General features: G+C 63.8%; 15 protein-coding genes. 5 read left to right on the forward strand and 10 right to left on the reverse strand.

Features of this window, described 5'->3' with window-relative positions; all coding sequences use genetic code 11:
* Positions 1-312: 312 nt before the first annotated feature.
* The 3 genes from FB009_RS03885 (at position 313) to mcpU (ending at position 5462) form a co-directional block, all read left to right on the forward strand.
* Entirely contained in the window at positions 313-2094 is a 1782-nt protein-coding gene (locus FB009_RS03885; protein WP_102045721.1) for an acyl-CoA dehydrogenase, read from the forward strand.
* 10 nt (positions 2095-2104) lie between these two features.
* Positions 2105-2857 (forward strand): crotonase/enoyl-CoA hydratase family protein, encoded by a 753-nt coding sequence (locus FB009_RS03890; protein ID WP_011974691.1) that lies wholly within the window; start codon positions 2105-2107, stop codon positions 2855-2857.
* Between the two features lie 508 nt (positions 2858-3365).
* Positions 3366-5462 (forward strand): methyl-accepting chemotaxis protein McpU, encoded by a 2097-nt coding sequence (mcpU, locus tag FB009_RS03900; RefSeq protein ID WP_011974692.1) that lies wholly within the window; start codon positions 3366-3368, stop codon positions 5460-5462.
* Positions 5463-5541: 79 nt separating this feature from the next.
* Here mcpU and FB009_RS03905 read toward each other — a convergent pair whose 3' ends face one another.
* The 4 genes from FB009_RS03905 to FB009_RS03920 all read right to left on the reverse strand — a co-directional run bounded on the left by FB009_RS03905 (position 5542) and on the right by FB009_RS03920 (position 10720).
* Positions 5542-6804 carry a class I SAM-dependent RNA methyltransferase gene (locus FB009_RS03905; RefSeq protein WP_011974693.1) on the reverse strand — a complete coding sequence of 421 codons (1263 nt, stop codon included), beginning with the start codon at positions 6802-6804 and terminating at the stop codon, positions 5542-5544.
* A complete protein-coding gene (locus FB009_RS03910) occupies positions 6801-7556 on the reverse strand; it encodes a TlyA family RNA methyltransferase (RefSeq protein WP_011974694.1) in 756 nt (251 codons plus the stop codon). The genes FB009_RS03905 and FB009_RS03910 overlap by 4 nt, the downstream gene beginning before the upstream one ends.
* A 113-nt stretch (positions 7557-7669) precedes the next feature.
* On the reverse strand, positions 7670-9646 hold the full coding sequence (dxs, locus tag FB009_RS03915; protein ID WP_186447660.1) for a 1-deoxy-D-xylulose-5-phosphate synthase: 1977 nt from the start codon (positions 9644-9646) through the stop codon (positions 7670-7672).
* 150 nt (positions 9647-9796) lie between these two features.
* Positions 9797-10720 (reverse strand): pirin family protein, encoded by a 924-nt coding sequence (locus tag FB009_RS03920; RefSeq protein ID WP_011974696.1) that lies wholly within the window; start codon positions 10718-10720, stop codon positions 9797-9799.
* A 215-nt stretch (positions 10721-10935) separates the two neighbouring features.
* Here FB009_RS03920 and FB009_RS34065 point away from each other — a divergent pair, with 215 nt between their 5' ends.
* On the forward strand, positions 10936-11067 hold the full coding sequence (locus FB009_RS34065; RefSeq protein ID WP_425275544.1) for a hypothetical protein: 132 nt from the start codon (positions 10936-10938) through the stop codon (positions 11065-11067).
* A gap of 41 nt (positions 11068-11108) precedes the next feature.
* Here the strand turns inward: FB009_RS34065 and FB009_RS03930 are convergent, their stop codons facing one another.
* From FB009_RS03930 to FB009_RS03940, 3 genes are all read right to left on the reverse strand, one after another.
* Positions 11109-11360 carry an exodeoxyribonuclease VII small subunit gene (locus FB009_RS03930; protein WP_011974697.1) on the reverse strand — a complete coding sequence of 84 codons (252 nt, stop codon included), beginning with the start codon at positions 11358-11360 and terminating at the stop codon, positions 11109-11111.
* A gap of 3 nt (positions 11361-11363) precedes the next feature.
* A complete protein-coding gene (locus tag FB009_RS03935; RefSeq protein WP_127580374.1) occupies positions 11364-12293 on the reverse strand; it encodes a histone deacetylase family protein in 930 nt (309 codons plus the stop codon).
* 63 nt (positions 12294-12356) lie between these two features.
* Entirely contained in the window at positions 12357-13325 is a 969-nt protein-coding gene (locus FB009_RS03940) for a zinc-dependent alcohol dehydrogenase family protein (RefSeq protein ID WP_011974699.1), read from the reverse strand.
* A gap of 13 nt (positions 13326-13338) precedes the next feature.
* On the opposite strand from FB009_RS03940, the gene FB009_RS03945 reads away from it, so the two are divergent.
* Positions 13339-13740, forward strand: a complete 402-nt coding sequence (locus FB009_RS03945) for an acyl-CoA thioesterase (protein ID WP_011974700.1) — start codon at positions 13339-13341, stop codon at positions 13738-13740.
* Here the strand turns inward: FB009_RS03945 and FB009_RS03950 are convergent.
* Genes FB009_RS03950 through FB009_RS03960 form a run of 3 tightly spaced genes read right to left on the reverse strand, consistent with a single transcriptional unit; the run spans position 13728 to position 16969 of the window.
* Entirely contained in the window at positions 13728-14921 is a 1194-nt protein-coding gene (locus tag FB009_RS03950; RefSeq protein ID WP_011974701.1) for a thiolase family protein, read from the reverse strand. The two genes, FB009_RS03945 and FB009_RS03950, sit on opposite strands and share 13 nt — an antisense overlap.
* On the reverse strand, positions 14905-16401 hold the full coding sequence (locus FB009_RS03955) for a class I adenylate-forming enzyme family protein (protein WP_011974702.1): 1497 nt from the start codon (positions 16399-16401) through the stop codon (positions 14905-14907). Before FB009_RS03955 ends, FB009_RS03950 begins: the two co-directional genes overlap by 17 nt.
* 4 nt (positions 16402-16405) lie before the next feature.
* Positions 16406-16969, reverse strand: a complete 564-nt coding sequence (locus FB009_RS03960; RefSeq protein WP_011974703.1) for a biotin transporter BioY — start codon at positions 16967-16969, stop codon at positions 16406-16408.
* Positions 16970-16976 lie beyond the last annotated feature (7 nt).

The following is a 16976-nucleotide window of genomic DNA, read 5'->3' on the forward strand; positions in this document are numbered from 1 at the left end:
GGTTTCCGCCTGCATCTCACTCCATCTCCATCGAGTTCAGGTCGTTGAGCGCCTCGGCCGATCGGTCGAGGCGCTTCTATTCGTCGTTCGTGAAAGCTCTATCTTCGTTCTGATGGCCATCGTCCACCAAGAATTGACGTTGACGTATACGTAAAAATAAATAGTCTCCACGCATCGGCGACGGCCGAGCCGCGGGCGCATGAGCGGGATGAGGAAAGGGTGCGGTTCCGTGCCGCATGCCGTTCAGACTTTTGAGGCGATCACGTTTGTCGGCCACGCGGACTGCACCACCGTGATCCAAGGAGGATCGTCATGTACAAGGCACCGGTCGACGAGATCGCATTCACCCTGAAGCATGTGGCCGGCTTGGCCGAGGCAATCGATCGCGGCGCATTCGGCGAGCTGGGCGAGGACCTGGTGGATGCGATCCTTGGCGAGGCCGGGCGCTTCGCCTCGGAAGAGGTGGCGCCGCTTGGCGACGCAGGTGACCGGCGAGGGGCGCGGCTCGTCGGCGGCACAGTCGAGACGCCGGAGGGCTGGCGGGACCTCTACCACAACTGGATTGCCGGCGGCTGGAACGGCCTGACGGCGCCGGAAGCCTATGGCGGGCAGAACCTGCCGCATATGCTGCACGTTGCCGCCATGGAAATGTGGAACAGCGGCTCGATGGCTTTCGCGCTTGCGCCAACACTGACAATGGGTGCCATCGAAGCGCTCGAGAAGCACGGCACCGAGGTTCTAAAGTCGGTCTTCCTGCCGAAAATGGTTTCGGGGGAGTGGATGGGCACGATGAACCTGACAGAGCCACATGCCGGCTCCGATCTCGGGGTGCTCAAGACCCGCGCCGAGCGCTGCGACGACGGCACCTACCGCATTTTCGGGCAGAAGATCTTCATTACCTGGGGCGAGCACGACTTCACCGACAATATCGTCCATCTGGTGCTTGCGCGGCTGCCGGATGCGCCGCCGGGAACCAAGGGCATTTCACTGTTTCTCGTGCCGAAATTCCTCGTCAATGGCGACGGCTCGCTCGGCGCCCGCAACGATCTCTTCTGCCATTCGCTTGAGCACAAGCTCGGCATCCACGGATCGCCGACCTGCACCATGATCTACGGCGACGGCCGGTTTGGCGCCGAAAAAGGTGCTGTCGGTTACCTCGTGGGGGAAGAAAACCGGGGCCTCGCCTGTATGTTCACGATGATGAACAATGCACGGCTTGCAGTCGGCATGCAGGGCGTGGCGATCGCGGAGGCTGCGACCCAGAAGGCCATCGCCTACGCCAAGGAGCGCAGGCAGGGCCGTGCGCCGGGATGGAGCGGCGAGGGCATGAGCCCGATCATCGAACATCCGGACGTCGCCCGCATGCTGCTGACGATGAAGGCGCTGACTCAAGGTTCGCGCGCCATCGCCTATGCCTGCGCCCACGCTGTCGACATGGCCCATTTTGCAAAAGGCGAGGAAGCGCGCCACTGGCAGGAGCGTTCGAGTTTGCTGACGCCGATCGCCAAGTCCTTTGCCACCGATGCCGGCGTTGACGTCGCCTCCTTGGGGGTTCAGGTTCATGGCGGTATGGGCTTCATCGAGGAGACCGGGGCCGCGCGCTATCTCCGCGACGCCCGCATCGCGCCAATCTATGAAGGGACCAACGGGATCCAGGCAATCGACCTGGTCACCCGCAAGCTGCCGCTTTCCGATGGCGCGCATGTGCGCGGCTTCATTGCCGAACTCCGGGAGGTTACAGCTGCCGTTGCCGCGTCGAACAGAAAAGGGTTCGGCGAAACGGCGGCGCGCCTGGATGCGGCGATTGCGGATCTCGAAGGGGCGACCGCGTGGCTGCTTTCGGCAATTCGAGACGGAAAGCTTGCCGAGGCGCTCGCCGGTGCGACCGCTTATCAGCGCCTGTTCGGTCTCGTGCTGACCGCGATCTATCTCGCCAAGGGCGGGCTTGCCGAAGCCGGTGACGGAAAGCAGGAACAGCGCATTGCGCTTTGCCGCTTCGCGGCGGAAAACCTGGTTTCGGAGACGAGTGCACTCGAGGACCGCGTAACCAACGGCGCGGAAAGTCTCGCCGCTGCCCGTTCCATACTCGATTGAGGGAAGATCCATGACCGACCATGTGCTCGTTGAACGGCCGGAAGCCTATCCCGGAGTCCAGCTCATCCGCTTCAACCGGCCGGAGAAGAAGAACGCCATCACGCGCGAAATGTACGCCAAAATGACGGAAGCGCTGACCGCTGCCGGGGCGGACCCCGCCATTCGCGCGACGGCATTTCTCGGAACGCAGGGCTGCTTCTCGGCCGGCAACGACATGTCGGACTTCCTCGCATTCGCCATGGGGGGAAGTATGGGAGGGGAGGTTCTTGATTTTCTCCGGGCTCTTGCGGGTGCGACGAAGCCGGTCGTCTCGGGCGTCGACGGATTGGCCATCGGCATCGGAACGACGATCCACCTCCACTGCGACCTGACGGTCTCCTCCGCCCGTTCGGTCTTCAAGACTCCCTTCGTCGACCTGGCGCTCGTTCCGGAAGCTGCCTCGAGCCTCATCGCTCCACGCATCATGGGTCATCAGCGCGCCTTTGCCCTGCTTGCAGCCGGCGAACCGCTCGACGCCGCCGGTGCGCGCGAGGCGGGGCTGATCTGGAAGATCGTGGATGAGCCTGCCGTGGAGGAGGAAACGCTTTCCCTTGCCGGGCGCCTGGCAAGGAAGCCGCCGGAAGCGCTGCGCATCGCCCGCGATCTCGTTCGCGGCGACCGCAGCGATGTGCTTGCCCGCATCGAGGAGGAGGCGAAGCATTTTGCCGCGCAGTTGAAGAGTGCGGAAGCACGGGCCGCGTTCGAAGCCTTCATGCGTCGGTAGGACGGGATAACGTCGAACTCTCCTACGGTGGTGTGTCGAGCGAATTCGAGTAAGTGCGACGCAGCACCCTTCGTCGTCCGCGGCTTTCCCCTCGTCATCCTCGGCCTTGACCCGAGGATCCATGCGCAAGGCATTTCCGGGCCCCATACACGTCGATGATTCGGCACATCCAGTATGGTGTCCTGCCTCCATCGCAACAGACCTCTGCCGGTTCCACGTCGCACCGCGGCTTTGCAGGAGCCAATTTTAATCGCTTCTTAAATAGCTCCCGGTAGCGTGCACCGCAGTAAGCCTGCCGAACCGCCGATGTCCGTTGATGGGCATGTGCGGCCGTTTCGGAGCAAGGCTCCCGGCCGCATGAAGCATTGCCGGCTCCGCCTTTGCGGCATGTCCCATCGTTTCCCCGTGCCTTTCGCGTCGCTTTTGCGACTGATTCCTCACGCGCGGGAAAACCGTCACGAGCATGTCCGGTGCATGACGCCGGCCACTCCCCAGGAGAGTTCCCACCTTGTCCAAACGATCGAATCTCATGACGCGCATTCTCGTTGCCGCGTCCTGCGTCGTCGTCGGCGCCTTTGCCGGCTTCTCCGTCTATATCGATAGTCTCCAGCGCGCCACGACCACGAAAGCCGTCGAGGAGGACATCGCTTCGTCCGGTCACCAGGCAGCGCAGAGCGTCGCCAACTGGTTGAACGGCCGCGTGACGCTGACCGCCATGGCGGCAGACGCCGCAGGACGCGTCGCAGATGAAGCCGCCATCCAGGGAGTGCTGAAGAACGACGTCCTGATCGGCGAGTTTATTTCGACCTATGTCGGCAATGAGAGCGGCAAATTCATAACGTGGCCGGAATCGGAGATGCCCGAAGGATACGACCCGCGCCAGCGCCCCTGGTACCAGCAGGCGGTTAAGGCCGATGCCCGCGTACTCACCGAGCCCTATGTCGACGCTTCCAGCGGCGACCTGATCATCAGTGCCGCGGTGCCGGTCAGGCACGAGGGCAGGCTTTATGGCGTCACCGGCAGCGATTTCTCGCTGAAAGCACTCGTCACCATGGTCAACGGCATCGATGTTGGCGGCGAAGGCTTTGCCTTTCTCGCAAACAGGGACGGGCAGATCCTGGTTCATCCGAATTCGAAGCTGGTGACGAAGACGCTTACGGACGCCTTTCCGGTCGACACGCCGGCGATCGGCAGCGGCATCATGCAAACGGAGCTGGACGGCAAGCCGATGCTTGTGAGTTTTGTGCCGGTGAAGGGTCTTCCGTCGGTTGAATGGTATGTCGGTTTCGCGCTTGACGCGGATGTCGCCTATTCGGCGATCAGCCAGTTCCGCGTGGCCGCGACCATAGCCACCATCCTGGCGGTCGGCGCCATGATAGCCTTTTTGGCTACGCTGCTGAGCCGTCTGGTGATACGGCCGGTAACCGACATGACCGGCGCCATGGAGAAGCTTGCCGCCGGCAATCTCGAGATAGCAATCCCGGGCGAGGAGCGGCGCGACCAGATCGGTTCAATGGCAGCCGCCGTCGCGGTTTTCCGTGCCAATGCGGTCGAGCGCAGGCGCCTCGAAGACGAGGCGGATGCCAACCGTTCGATGTCGGAACGCGAACGTCTCGAGCACGAGGCGCAGAAGACGCGCGACGCCGCCGAGGTTCAGCACGCGGTCGATGCGTTGGCGACGGGTCTCGGAAGGTTGGCGGATGGCGATCTCGCCTATCGGATCGGCAATCCCTTTGCCGATCGCCTGGATCGCCTCCGGGAAGATTTCAACAATTCTGTTGCCAAGTTGCATGACACGCTTTGTGCCGTCGGCACGAACGCGCGCGCGATCGATGCAGGTGCAAGCGAAATTCGCTCGGCCGCCGACGATCTTGCCCGCCGCACTGAACAACAGGCGGCATCCGTTGAAGAAACAGCGGCTGCCCTCGAAGAGATCACCACCACGGTCCGCGATTCCGCCCACCGGGCCGAGGAAGTCGGTGCGCTGGTCGCCCGCACCCGTGCCGGCGCGGAGAAGTCCGGCGAAGTGGTGCAGAATGCCGTCATGGCCATGCACGCCATCGAGAAGTCATCCGGCGAAATCTCGAACATCATCGGCGTCATCGATGACATCGCCTTCCAGACGAATCTCCTGGCGCTGAATGCCGGCGTCGAAGCGGCACGAGCCGGCGAGGCCGGCAAGGGTTTCGCCGTCGTTGCCCAGGAAGTCCGCGAACTGGCCCAACGCTCGGCCAATGCCGCCAAGGAAATCAAGGCGCTGATCACCACCTCCGGAGAGCAGGTGCAATCCGGCGTGACGCTGGTCGGCGATACCGGGAGGGCGCTGCAGGCGATCGTCGCCGAAGTGCAGGAGATCAACAAGCATGTGAGTGCGATTGTCACGGCGACTCGCGAACAGTCGACCGGTCTCCAGGAGATCAACACGGCCGTCAACACCATGGACCAGGGCACGCAGCAAAATGCCGCCATGGTCGAACAGCAGACGGCCGCAAGCCACGGCCTTGCTTCGGAAGCCGCGGCGCTCAATTCGCTTCTTGCGCAGTTCAGACTGGGTGAGGCGCAAACGGCCTCTTACCCGGCCACGAATCGCCGGCGCGCAGCCTGACGATTTTTCCGAAGCATGCACATAAAGTGAGCAGCAATCGGAGTCGCTCTGGAGAGGCCCGGCTCATCGCCGGGCCTTCTCATTTTTCGAGCGTCGCTACTGTTTCCACATGCGCCGACCACAGGAACTGGTCGATCGGCGTCACGTCAGTAATGCGATAACCGGCAGCAGTCAGGATCGAGAGGTCTCTCGCCAGCGTCACCGGATTGCAGGAAACAGCGGCAATCTTCTTCACGCCGGAGCGGGCGAGCTCGTGACATTGCGTTTCGGCCCCGGCGCGGGGCGGGTCGAAGACCACGGCATCGAAGACCTTCAGCTCCTGCGCCATCATCGGCCGGCGGAAGAGATCCCGCTTCTCGACCGTGACGGGCTTCAGCCCCTGGGTGTTGCGAGCGGCGAAATCCAGCGCCTTCAGGGCCCTGTCGTCGCCTTCGACGGCATGGACGCGTGCCGTCCGCGCAATCCTTAGTGCAAAGGTGCCAATTCCGGCGAAGAGATCGGCAACCCGCTTCGCCTTGCCGACATGACCGAGTACCAGCCTCGCCATGGCTTCCTCCGCAGGCCGCGTCGCCTGCGTAAAGGCGCCGGGTGGCGGGGAGACCACCACGCCGCCGAGATCGATCGCAGGCTTTACCGGCTCGACGACGATCTCACCGTTCAAGCTGACGCGGGCGATGCCCCTCTCGCCAAGAACCGCATCCACGGTCGCGCGTCTGTACTTGTCGCCGACCTTAAGCCCGTCGAAGGCAAGGTCGAGCCCGGTATCGGTTTCGGTCACTGTGATACGGAATGGTTCTGCGCTCGACGCCATGGCCGCGGCGATCTTGCGGATGGCAGCCAGCCGCGAGACGATGCCGGGGCTGGTGATGGGACATTCCCCGATCGAGACGATATGATGGCTCTGCATCTGGTTGTAGCCGAGCAGCAGTTCCTTTTCCGTCCGCCGGGCGGTGAAAACCGCGCGGCGGCGATCGCCGGGCCCTGCGATGACCAGCGCACCGACCTCCGGCATCAGCCCCTTTGACCTCAGGGCGTCGATGACGAGATTGCGCTTGAAGGCGTGGTAGAGCGCGTCGGAGGCGTGCTGCAGCGTGCAGCCGCCGCAGGTGCCGTTGACCCCTTCCGGACCGAAGTGACGGCAGGGAGGATCCACGCGCTCGGGGGAAGCCTCTTTCAGCGAGATCAGCGTACCGTCCGTCTTGTTGATCGCCAGCGCCACGGTTTCGCCCGGCAGCGTGAACGGTGCATAGACGGGACCGGCTTCGGTCCGCGCGATCCCGTCGCCCTGAGCGCCGAGGCGATCGATCGTCACGATCCCATTGCTCGTGGTCCCATCGTTCATGGCTTGCGTCCGGCCAGAAGAAACTCGCTGTTGCCGTCGCCGCCGGCAATGGGTGAGGGGATCAGGCCGAGGCTCCGCCACCCCATATCGTCGACGAGCCAGCGCTCGAGTTCGGCTGCCACGGCGGGAGCGCTCTCCGGATCCTTCAGCAGCCCGGCCTTGCTGATCGCATCGCGGCCGGCCTCGAACTGCGGCTTGACGAGCAGGACGCAACAGGCTCCGGGCTCTGCCAGCCCGAGTGCCGGCGGCAGTGCCAGCTTCAGCGAGATGAAGGAGACGTCCGAAACGATGAAGGTGACGGCGCGCTCACCGATGTCGTCGCGTGTCATCGATCGGGCGTTCAGCCCTTCGATATTCGTCACGCGCGGGTCTTCGGCGACGCGCGGATGTATCTGCCCATGCCCGACATCGACGGCGACCACATGCGCGGCACCGCGTTTCAGCAACACCTCGGTAAAGCCGCCGGTCGAGGCTCCGACGTCGAGACAGGTCTGCTCCGATGGATCCAGGCCAAAGTGATCGAGCGCCGTCAGGAGCTTCAATGCCGCACGCGAAACATAGTCCTGCGCCGGATCGTCAATGGCCAGAGTAACGCCTTCCGCAAAGGTGGAGGACGGCTTGGTGACGGTACGGCCGTCTACCTTGACGGTTCCCCTCTGGATTGCATCGCGGGCGCGAGCGCGGCTGGCGACCAGCCCCCGGTTCAGGAGCAGTTGGTCGAGGCGGATGGTCATCTGTGTATCTTGGGACATTGGCCGTCATCGCGCGTCGAGCGCCGCAATGCAAGTGGACTCTTGGGCAAGTGGACTCTTGGGCAAGCGAACGCCCGGCAGGCGAACGCTCGGCAGGCGAACGCTCGGACGGCTTAGCCGGCGGCGCCGAGGCCTACGCCGCGTTTCTGGCCGAGTGCCTTGAACACAGTGGAAACGATGCCGGCACGATCGAGCCCTGCACGGGTATACATCGCTTCCGGTTTTGCCTGCTCCATCCAGACGTCGGGCATAATCATGGGGCGCACTTTGAGGCCCCCGTCGATCAGGCCTTCTTCGGCCAAAAACTGCAGAACGTGGCTTGCGAAGCCGCCGACCGCCCCTTCCTCGATGGTGATCAGAACCTCGTGATGGCGGGCAAGCTGCCGGATCAGGTCATGATCGAGCGGCTTGGCGAAGCGGGCGTCGGCCACAGTTGTCGAAAGGCCGGCGGCATCCAGGTATTCGGCAGCCAACAGACAGTCGGCAAGCCGTGTTCCGAACGAAAGCAGCGCGACCTTGCTTCCCTGCTTGATGACCCGGCCCTTGCCGATCTCGAGAATCTCTCCGCGTTCGGGCAACTCGACACCGACGCCTTCGCCACGCGGATAACGGAACGAAATCGGACCATCGCCGTACGCCGCGGCCGTGCGCACCATGTGTTTCAGCTCCGCCTCATCGGCCGCCGCCATCACGACGAATCCCGGCAATGTGGCAAGGTAGGTCGTGTCGAAGGAGCCCGCATGGGTCGGGCCATCGGCTCCGACGAAGCCGGCCCGGTCGATCGGGAAGCGGACCGGCAAGCCCTGGATGGCCACGTCATGGACCACCTGGTCGTAGGCGCGCTGCAGGAAGGTGGAGTAGAGCGCCGCAAAAGGCTTGTACCCTTCGGCCGCAAGGCCGGCAGCGAAGGTCACGGCATGCTGTTCGGCGATGCCGACATCGAAGCAGCGCGACGGGTGCACCGAGGCGAACCTGTCCAGCCCTGTCCCCGATGGCATGGCGGCGGTGATCGCTACGATCTTGTCGTCGAGGCTCGCCTCGAGCGTGAGCGCGTCCGCGAAGACGGAAGTATAGGCCGGGGCGTTGGGTTTCGCCTTGGCCTGAGCCCCGGTGATCACGTCGAACTTGTTGACGCCATGATACTTGTCGGCCGCTGCTTCGGCCGGCGGATAGCCTTTGCCCTTCTGTGTGACCACATGGATCAGGACCGGCCCCTTTGCGTTGTCGCGCACGTTGCGCAGGACGGGAAGCAGGTGATCGAAGGAATGACCGTCGATCGGACCAATATGGTAGAAACCCATTTCCTCGAAAAGCGTCCCCCCGGTAACGTAGCCTCGGGCATGCTCCACGGCACGGGTGATCGCCCGGTCGACCGTCTTGCCGAGATAGGCGGTGAGCTTCTTGCCGACCTCGCGAATGCCCATATAGGTCCGCCCGGAGGCGAGCCGCGCCAGATATGCGCTCATCGCGCCCGTCGGCGGCGCGATCGACATGTCGTTGTCGTTGAGAATGACGATAAGGCGGGCATCGAGTGCGCCTGCATTGTTGAGCGCTTCGAAGGCCATGCCGGCCGACATGGCGCCATCGCCGATCACCGCGATCACATTTCGGCTTTTCCCATCGAGTTCGGCGGCGACGGCCATGCCGAGACCTGCCGAGATGGAGGTGGAGGAATGCGCAGCGCCGAAGGGGTCATATTCGCTTTCCGCCCGCCGGGTAAAGCCCGATAGCCCGTCTTCCTGGCGCAATGTCCGGATGCGGTCCCGCCGGCCGGTCAGGATCTTGTGAGGATAGCACTGATGTCCGACGTCGAAGATCAATCGGTCATGCGGCGTATCGAAGATCTTGTGGATGGCGATCGTCAGTTCGACGACGCCGAGGCCCGCTCCGAGATGTCCACCGGTGCGCGACACCGCGTCTACCATCTCTGCACGCAGTTCGGCCGCCAGCTGCGGCAGGTCCCTATCGTCGATCTTCTTCAGATCGTCGGGATATCTGACTTTATCGAGCAAGGGCGTCGCCGGCATCGGATTGGTTGGCAGTTGTGTCACGCTGCATGCCTCATGCGCGCCGGAGGACGGCGCGCGCATTGTTGATGGTTCGTCGGAACGGCTCTTTATTAGAGGTAATCGCCGTTGAATGCAAAATTAGGCTTTCCTGCGGCCCCGACCAAGTCCTCGATGAAGAAAACTGTGCGATCTTCCGCCGCATCCCGATCTGACGCATGAAACGGCGTGAACTCAGCTTGCCGGCAGAGGTATGAATTCCTCCTCATCCCCCGGCACGATATCGAAGCGCCCGGTGCGCCATTCTTCCTTCGCCTTGTCGATCCTCTCCTTGGAGGAAGAAACGAAGTTCCACCAGATATGACGCGCCGAGCCGAGCGCCGTGCCACCGAACAGCATGACGTGACAGCCTGCGGGCCCTGCAGTGATGGTGATTTGGTCGCCGGGACGAAAGACGAGGAGCTGATTATCGGCGAAATGATCTCCGGCGATGATCGCTTCGCCGGAGAGAATGTAGAGCGCCCGCTCTTCCCAACTGGCCGCGAAAGGCGCGCTCTTCCCTGGCTCGATCTTCAGATCGACATAGATCGTGTCTGTGAAGGTGGAGACCGGTGAGGCCGCGCCTTCGAACTGCCCGATGACGACGCGTGCGCGCACGCCGCCATCGGTAAGATGCGGCAGCATGCGTTCCTCCGTATGCGCGAAAACCGGATTGATCTCCTCCATGGAATCGGGAAGCGCCAGCCAGGTCTGCAGTCCTGAAAGCGAGCGCTCGTGACCGCGCTGGTTCTCCGGCGAGCGCTCCGAATGCACGATACCGCGCCCGGCCGTCATCAGGTTCACATCACCCGGGCGGATGACCATTTCGGTGCCGAGGCTGTCGCGGTGCTTGATCTCGCCGTCGAAGAGATAGGTAACGGTCGAAAGACCGATATGTGGATGCGGGCGGACGTCGATCGCCTCGCCCGCACGCAACAGCGCCGGTCCCATCCGGTCGAAGAAAATGAATGGGCCGACGAGGCGGCGTCTCGCCGTGGGCAGCGCGCGTCTGACCTGCAGCCCGCCGATATCGCTGGTACGCGGAATGATCAGATGCTCGATAGCGTCGCAGGCGGGCTTGTCCCCCGCAAGCGGATCGGGACCAGGAAAGAAGGACATGGCAGGGGCTCCGGTTGGTGGCATTCACCGAAGACTACAGTCAGTGTCTCCGGCACGGTAGCGGCAATCGGGAGACGGAGCGTTTCTTGATTCCAGACATCTCGAAATCTTGTGCTATATCGCAGAGGACGACCGCTTGCCGCCGAACGGACCCTGGACGCGATCGAGGACGCCGGTAACAAACTGGCGACTTTCCGAGTGGGCGACCGGGGCGGGTGAGCGGAACCTACGAAAAATCCCTCGACCGTCGTCCCTACATCGTCTCTTATGAATTGCGGGAGGTGGCGGGCCGGGAAAGCATCGTGATCGTACGTGTCATCCACACGTCGCGGGATTGGCCGCACTGAACACTTAGAGCGGAATGTGGGCAGCTCCGGCCGAAGCGAGGCTACTCCGCGTCGAGCGGCTCGACGCCCTGCGGTCGGCCCGCGCGGTCCAGCCGAATTTTCTCGATACGGTCTTCCGCTGCCTTCAGCAAGGCCTCGCAATGTTTCTTGAGGGCTTCGCCGCGCTCGTAGATCTCGATCGATTTGTCGAGCGCGACGTCGCCGCGCTCAAGCGCCGAAACGATGCGCTCCAACTCCTCGACTGCCTGTTCGAAAGAGAGAGCGGAAACGTCCTGTTGCGCGGTGTTGTTCATAAATTACCCTCTCATCAATCTCAGTATATGCAGGCCGGCCGATTCGGCGAGTCCCTGCAAGTCATATCCGCCCTCGAGCAGGCTGACGATGCGGTTGCCGGCACTCCTGCCGGCGATGTCGATGAGGCGACCCGTCGCCCAGTCGAAATCCTCTCCTACCAGATTGATCTGGGCCAGGGGATCGCGGTGGTGGGCATCGAAACCGGCGGAGATCAGAAGGAGATCGGGACGGAAATTCTCGAGCGCCGGCAGCACGCGTGTCCGGAAGGCGTCGCGGAAATGCTCGCTGCCGCTGTTGGGTGAAAGGGGCGCATTGACGATATTGTTCCTGACACCCGTTTCGTCCTTCGCTCCGGTGCCGGGATAAAGCGGGATCTGGTGGGTGGAGCAAAAGAGCACCGAAGGGTCATCCCAGAAAATGTCCTGCGTACCGTTGCCATGGTGGACGTCCCAGTCGACGATGGCGACGCGCTCCGCCCCGTGCGCCCTCTGCGCATAGCGTGCTGCAATCGCCACGTTGTTGAAGAAACAGAAGCCCATCACCTTGTTCTTCTCGGCGTGGTGGCCGGGCGGGCGGGCGGCGATGAAGGCGTTGTCCGCTTCGCCCTTGAAGACGGCATCCACGGCCGCGACAGCACCGCCGATACCGGTCAATGCGGCCACGAGGCTTTGGGGGGTGGCATAGGTATCGGCTTCGAGCTGGTTGATGTCCTCGTCCGGAATCCCCCGTTTGACCCCCCGCAGATGCTCTTCCGCATGGGCGAGCAGCACCAGGTCCTCATCGCCTATCGGTGCCTCGACCCGCTCGAGATCGGCGAAATTCGGGTGCTCCAGCGCGAGGTTCAGCGCCTTGAGCCGATCGGGACGTTCGGGGTGCCCTCCGGGAACGCCGTGCTCCAGGAAGACCGTGTTTTCATAGAGTTTCGTCGTCATTCGCCGAAACTAGTGCGCATGCTTGTCAAAATCCATGCCGCGTGACGCGAAACCGCCGATTTTTCAACAGCGCGGATCGAGCAGGATCTTGCCGTCGCGGCCTGGGTCGGCCTGATGTGCCAGGGCATCGGCAAGCCGGCTGAGGGGGTAGGTTGCGGCGACGAGGCTTGCGAAGAGGCCGCTCTGCAGTCCCGCAAAACTGCGGAGGAAGGCGGCCTCAAGCGCATCGCGGCCAGCGGAATGCACCCAGGTTCTGAGCCAGAGAAAATCAAAGCGGACGTCCGGCCTGTCGCCGATCGCCGCCGGCGGCACCGGAATGCCGCTGAGCGCACCATATTGGATGAAGGTCCCGCCGGGACGAATGGAGTGCCTGATCAGTTCGCCCGCCGGCGTGCCGCCGACGGCATCCAGCACCGCGTCGAATTGGCTGCCTGAGGGGAGATCGCCGACCTCGGCCACCACGACCCGGTGTGCCTGACCAAGACGGACGCGGGTCTTTTCGCTGCGAAGCATGGCGGTTGGCACCGCACCTTGGAGCGCAAGCAACTTTACCAGCATGCCGCCTATGGCCGATCCCGCCGCGGTGACGCCGACCTCGATGCCTTGCAGCGAGCCGAAATGCGTGCGGAGCGCCTCCACGAGCCTGAGTGCCGTCAAGGGGTTGACGTAGCTCATTGCCGCCTGCGCATCCGCGATATCGTCCGGCACGCGAAAGCACCACTCACCCGGTCGAAGGACAAACTGCTGCCATAGCCCGCTCGCACCGATAGGAACGACCCGGTCGCCGGGCTTGAAATCCCGCACATCGGCCCCGACCCGTCTGACGATGCCGACGCCCTCGAAGCCCGGGACAAAGGGCAGCGTGGTTCGCGCGCTGTAGGCGCCCGTGACGGGGATCAGATCCGAAGGGTTGATTGCCGCGAGCGATATCTCGACCTCGACCTCGCCCGCACGCGGAGCAGCGCGAGGTGCTTCCACGAGTTCGATGACTTGTTCGGGTTCGCCAAACTGTCTAACGAGAGTGGAGCGCATCAGGGAGCCTCGCATGGATGGCATAGAGCGGGAAAATGTCACGGAGATCCGCATTCCGTTCCGCGATATAGACATGCATGGTCACATGCACAATGCAGCCTATTATGCGCATGCCGAAGCGGCGCTCGCCAATCTCTGGCGGCACCGGCCGGCAGTCGCTGAGGAACCGGCCTATCTCGTCCGCCGCTCCGCCTGCATCTTTCACCGCGGCCTGCGTTTCGATGAGCCTGCACGCTTCACCGTTACCGTCGCGAAAATCGGCGGCAGCTCGGTAGGTTTCGCTGTGCGCGTCGAGACCGGCGACAAGCTTTCGGCGGAGGTCGAGATCGTTTGGGTGGCGGTCGATCGTGCCCGCCATCAACCGGTACAACTGCCGGCGCCAACTCGGGAATGGCTCGCCGGCTACAGCGTCTGATCCGGCCTGTAGCTGCGGAAGTGCGCGACGATCCCCATGCCGCCACCGATACCCATCACCGCAAGCCCCTCCGTGCGGGATGACGTCGTCAGCATCTGCGAAAAGAGCCGGACCACCAGAATGGCGCCGGACGCGCCATAGGGATGCCCAAGCGCGATCGCGCCGCCCTCGCGATTGATGCGTTCGGGTGCGATGTCGAGCCGGTCGAGGCTGCCCAAGACTTGCGAGGCAAAGGCCTCGTTGAATTCGATGAAGTCGACCCCCGCCGGGTCGAGCGCGGGATTGCGCGCGCGAAGCTTGGCCATGGCGGGAACTGGGCCGAGTCCGAGAAGGTTCGGGTCGATCCCCGCCGTCGCTGCGTCGGCGAACACGAGGCCGAAGCGTGCACCGAGCCTCTGCGCCTCCGCAAGGTTCGTCACCAGTACCATCGCCGCACCGTCGTTTACGGGGCAGGCATTGCCGGCCGTGACCGTGCCGCCCTCGACGAACGCAGGCTTCAGCCGGGACAGTGTCTCGGCCGAGGCGTTGGCGCGCGGGCACTCGTCCCTGGCAATCGTACCGGCTGCTGTCGATACGGGTACGATCTCCCGGGCAAACCGGCCGGCGTTTTCGGCCGCCACGGCGCGTCGGTGACTTTCGAGCGCGAACCTGTCCTGCCGGTCACGCGAGATGCCGCAGGCGGTGGCGACGTACTCGGCAGCAACCCCCATGTCCGGATCGCCGATCGAGTCGGGTGCCATTCGCGCGCGTTTGACGGGCTGAAGCTCTTCGCCGCGTGTGAGCGGGGGCCGCAGCCGAATATGGGCGCGGCTGGCGCTCTCTGTGCCGCCGGCAATATAAAAACGTCCGGCGCCGGCCTGGATCTGGCGAGCCGCAAGCACGATTGCCTCCAGTCCCGAGCCACATTGGCGGTCGACGGTGACACCGGGAATGGAAATGGGCAATCCCGCTTCGAGCGCCGCGAGGCGCGCGAGATTGCCGGCACTGTTTGCGGCATTGCCGACGAGGACGTCGTCGATCTCCCCACGGTCGATGCCTGTATTTGCAACGATCTTTTCGATCAGCAGGGCGGCAAGGCTCGCCGGTTCGATCGCGGCAAGGCTGCCGTTGACGCGGCAGACCGGCGTGCGCAGCGCGGCGATGAGAACCGGGGTGCGAGTGGGATCAGGCAAGGCGTTCAAGAGCGGTGTTCTCCTCCGCAATCCAGCGGCGCAGTTCGCCCGCGGCGAGCTTGCCGGAGGCGGTCATCGGCATATTCCGGCAGAGCCATATCTTGCGCGGGTGCTTGTAGCGCGGCAGGGCGGCGGCAAGATGAGCTTCGAGTGCCGCGCGGTCGAATCCGCCGCCGGGCTCGACCACGGCCGCAAGTTCGCTGCCGAGGTCCGGATGGTCCAGATCGAAGACAAAGACGGCGTTGACGCCGCCGGCTCCAAGGATCACGCTCTCCACCTCGGACGGATAGATGTTGTTGCCGCCCGACACCACCATCCCTCCCGCCCGGCCGATGAGATGCAGAGTACCGTCTTCGTCAAGGAAACCAAGGTCACCGACCGTCGCGCGCTTTCCATGGCGGCGGAAACCGGCTCCGTCGCCGCCTGCGATATATCCCTCGGAAACCAGCTCGCTTTCGACGAAGATCATACCCGCTTCTCCCGCAGGAACCCGGTCTCCGTTTTCGCCCAGGATTGCCAGGTGAACGCCCGGAAAGGCCTTTCCGACTGCGGTCGGGGTGTGCCTGTCCATCGCCTGGGAAACGCTGATGAAACCGAGTTCGGAAGCGCCGTAATATTCCGTGACTTGAGCATTCGGGAACGCAACTCGCGCCGCCTCCCGATCCGCCGGCGTGAGCTTGGCTCCGGCAATGGTGATCTGTCTAATTGATGTCAGTGGCGAACGGGCCGCGCGCTCGCATAGCCGCCGCAGCATCGTCGGCACCAGTACCAGCCGCTTCGCCCGGAACGCCGCAATCGTTGCCAGGGACTGATCCGCCTCGAAGTGCCGGGCGCCGACGAATTCGGCTCCGGCCGTCATGGTTTCGGCAAGCGCGTAAAGCGTCAGACCGTGCGCCAGCGGTCCCGGTGCATAGGTCGTGGTTTCCGACCCGAGCCGGAAAAAGCCCTTCCCGGTCTCCAGGCTCACCCGCCAGGATCGGCGGTTGCGGATGATCGCCTTCGGTTCGCCGGTCGTACCCGACGTGAATACCACGAGAAAGGGTTCGCCGCCGTTGCCGGCGCGGACCGCGGGCGAAGGACCGGCAGCGCCTTGCAAGAGACGGCTGTGTCCCGCCGATGGCACATCGATTCGCAAGAGATCGCCTTCGGCGCGGATGACGACCTCCGGCCGCAGGCGCTCTTTCATCCGCTGGCGTGCGATTTCCGGCAGATGCGGGTCGATCAGGGCGGCGCAGTGACCGGCAGCGGTCGCGGCGATGAAAGCGGCGGGAAAGAGCGGATGATTACCGGTTTCGAGCGAAACCAGCCGCGCACGCCCGGAAAGGATGCTCCTCTCGGACACTTCTGCGGCCGATCGCTGAACGGCAGCGAAGATCCCGCCGGCCTCCGCGGCAAGCTCACCGAACGTGAAAACCCGGCCCTCCATGCGGAAGGCCGGGGCGTGCGGGCGTTCTCTCGCATGGAGCGCGACAGCCTCGGCGAGCGGCATCGCTTCAGGCGCGCGCCGGCAGCAACGGATAGCCTGCGTAGACGGCGCGAGCCGCGAGTGTCGCGATCGCGGCCTTCAGCAGGTCGCCCGGAATGAAGACGAGCGATCCGGTCGCGGCGGCGAGGAGAGGCGTGCCGGTGATAGCCGAAAGCCACGGAACGCCGATACCATAGAGCACCACGATGCCGCCCAGGATGGAGGCGAAGAAGAAGCCGGCAAACTGGCTTGCCTCGGAGGTCTGAGGCTTGACGAAGTGCTCGGCGACAAGACCCGTAACGAAGGCGGCAACGGCCCAGCCGATGATGAACCCGCCCGAAGGACCGGCGAGAACCGCGAGCCCGCCGCGCCCGCCAGAAAGCACAGGCAGTCCGATGGCGACGAGCAGGACGAGGAGGAGGAAGGCGAGCCCCCCGCGCTTCGCGCCGATAATGCAGCCCGCGAGCATCACGCCCATCGACTGCGCCGTGATCGGAACGGGAATGAAGCCGAGCGTGATCGGCGGTACAAGGCCGAGCACGACGATAATGGCGGTGAAGAGCGCAATGAGGACGAGATCTCTGGTGTTCATATAGTCC

Origin of the sequence: Sinorhizobium medicae (assembly GCF_007827695.1) — a bacterium.
GTDB classification, from domain to species: domain Bacteria; phylum Pseudomonadota; class Alphaproteobacteria; order Rhizobiales; family Rhizobiaceae; genus Sinorhizobium; species Sinorhizobium medicae.

Coding starts and splice junctions, on each gene's coding strand:
- FB009_RS03935 (WP_127580374.1), bottom strand. CDS start 12,293: ATGACGACGAAACTCTATGAAAACACGGTCTTCCTGGAGCACGGCGTT.
- FB009_RS03960 (WP_011974703.1), bottom strand. CDS start 16,969: ATGAACACCAGAGATCTCGTCCTCATTGCGCTCTTCACCGCCATTATC.
- FB009_RS03920 (WP_011974696.1), bottom strand. CDS start 10,720: ATGTCCTTCTTTCCTGGTCCCGATCCGCTTGCGGGGGACAAGCCCGCC.
- FB009_RS03940 (WP_011974699.1), bottom strand. CDS start 13,325: ATGCGCTCCACTCTCGTTAGACAGTTTGGCGAACCCGAACAAGTCATC.
- FB009_RS03930 (WP_011974697.1), bottom strand. CDS start 11,360: ATGAACAACACCGCGCAACAGGACGTTTCCGCTCTCTCTTTCGAACAG.
- FB009_RS03890 (WP_011974691.1), top strand. CDS start 2,105: ATGACCGACCATGTGCTCGTTGAACGGCCGGAAGCCTATCCCGGAGTC.
- FB009_RS03945 (WP_011974700.1), top strand. CDS start 13,339: ATGGATGGCATAGAGCGGGAAAATGTCACGGAGATCCGCATTCCGTTC.
- dxs (WP_186447660.1), bottom strand. CDS start 9,646: ATGCGCGCGCCGTCCTCCGGCGCGCATGAGGCATGCAGCGTGACACAA.
- FB009_RS03910 (WP_011974694.1), bottom strand. CDS start 7,556: ATGTCCCAAGATACACAGATGACCATCCGCCTCGACCAACTGCTCCTG.
- FB009_RS03885 (WP_102045721.1), top strand. CDS start 313: ATGTACAAGGCACCGGTCGACGAGATCGCATTCACCCTGAAGCATGTG.
- FB009_RS03955 (WP_011974702.1), bottom strand. CDS start 16,401: ATGCCGCTCGCCGAGGCTGTCGCGCTCCATGCGAGAGAACGCCCGCAC.
- FB009_RS03905 (WP_011974693.1), bottom strand. CDS start 6,804: ATGAACGATGGGACCACGAGCAATGGGATCGTGACGATCGATCGCCTC.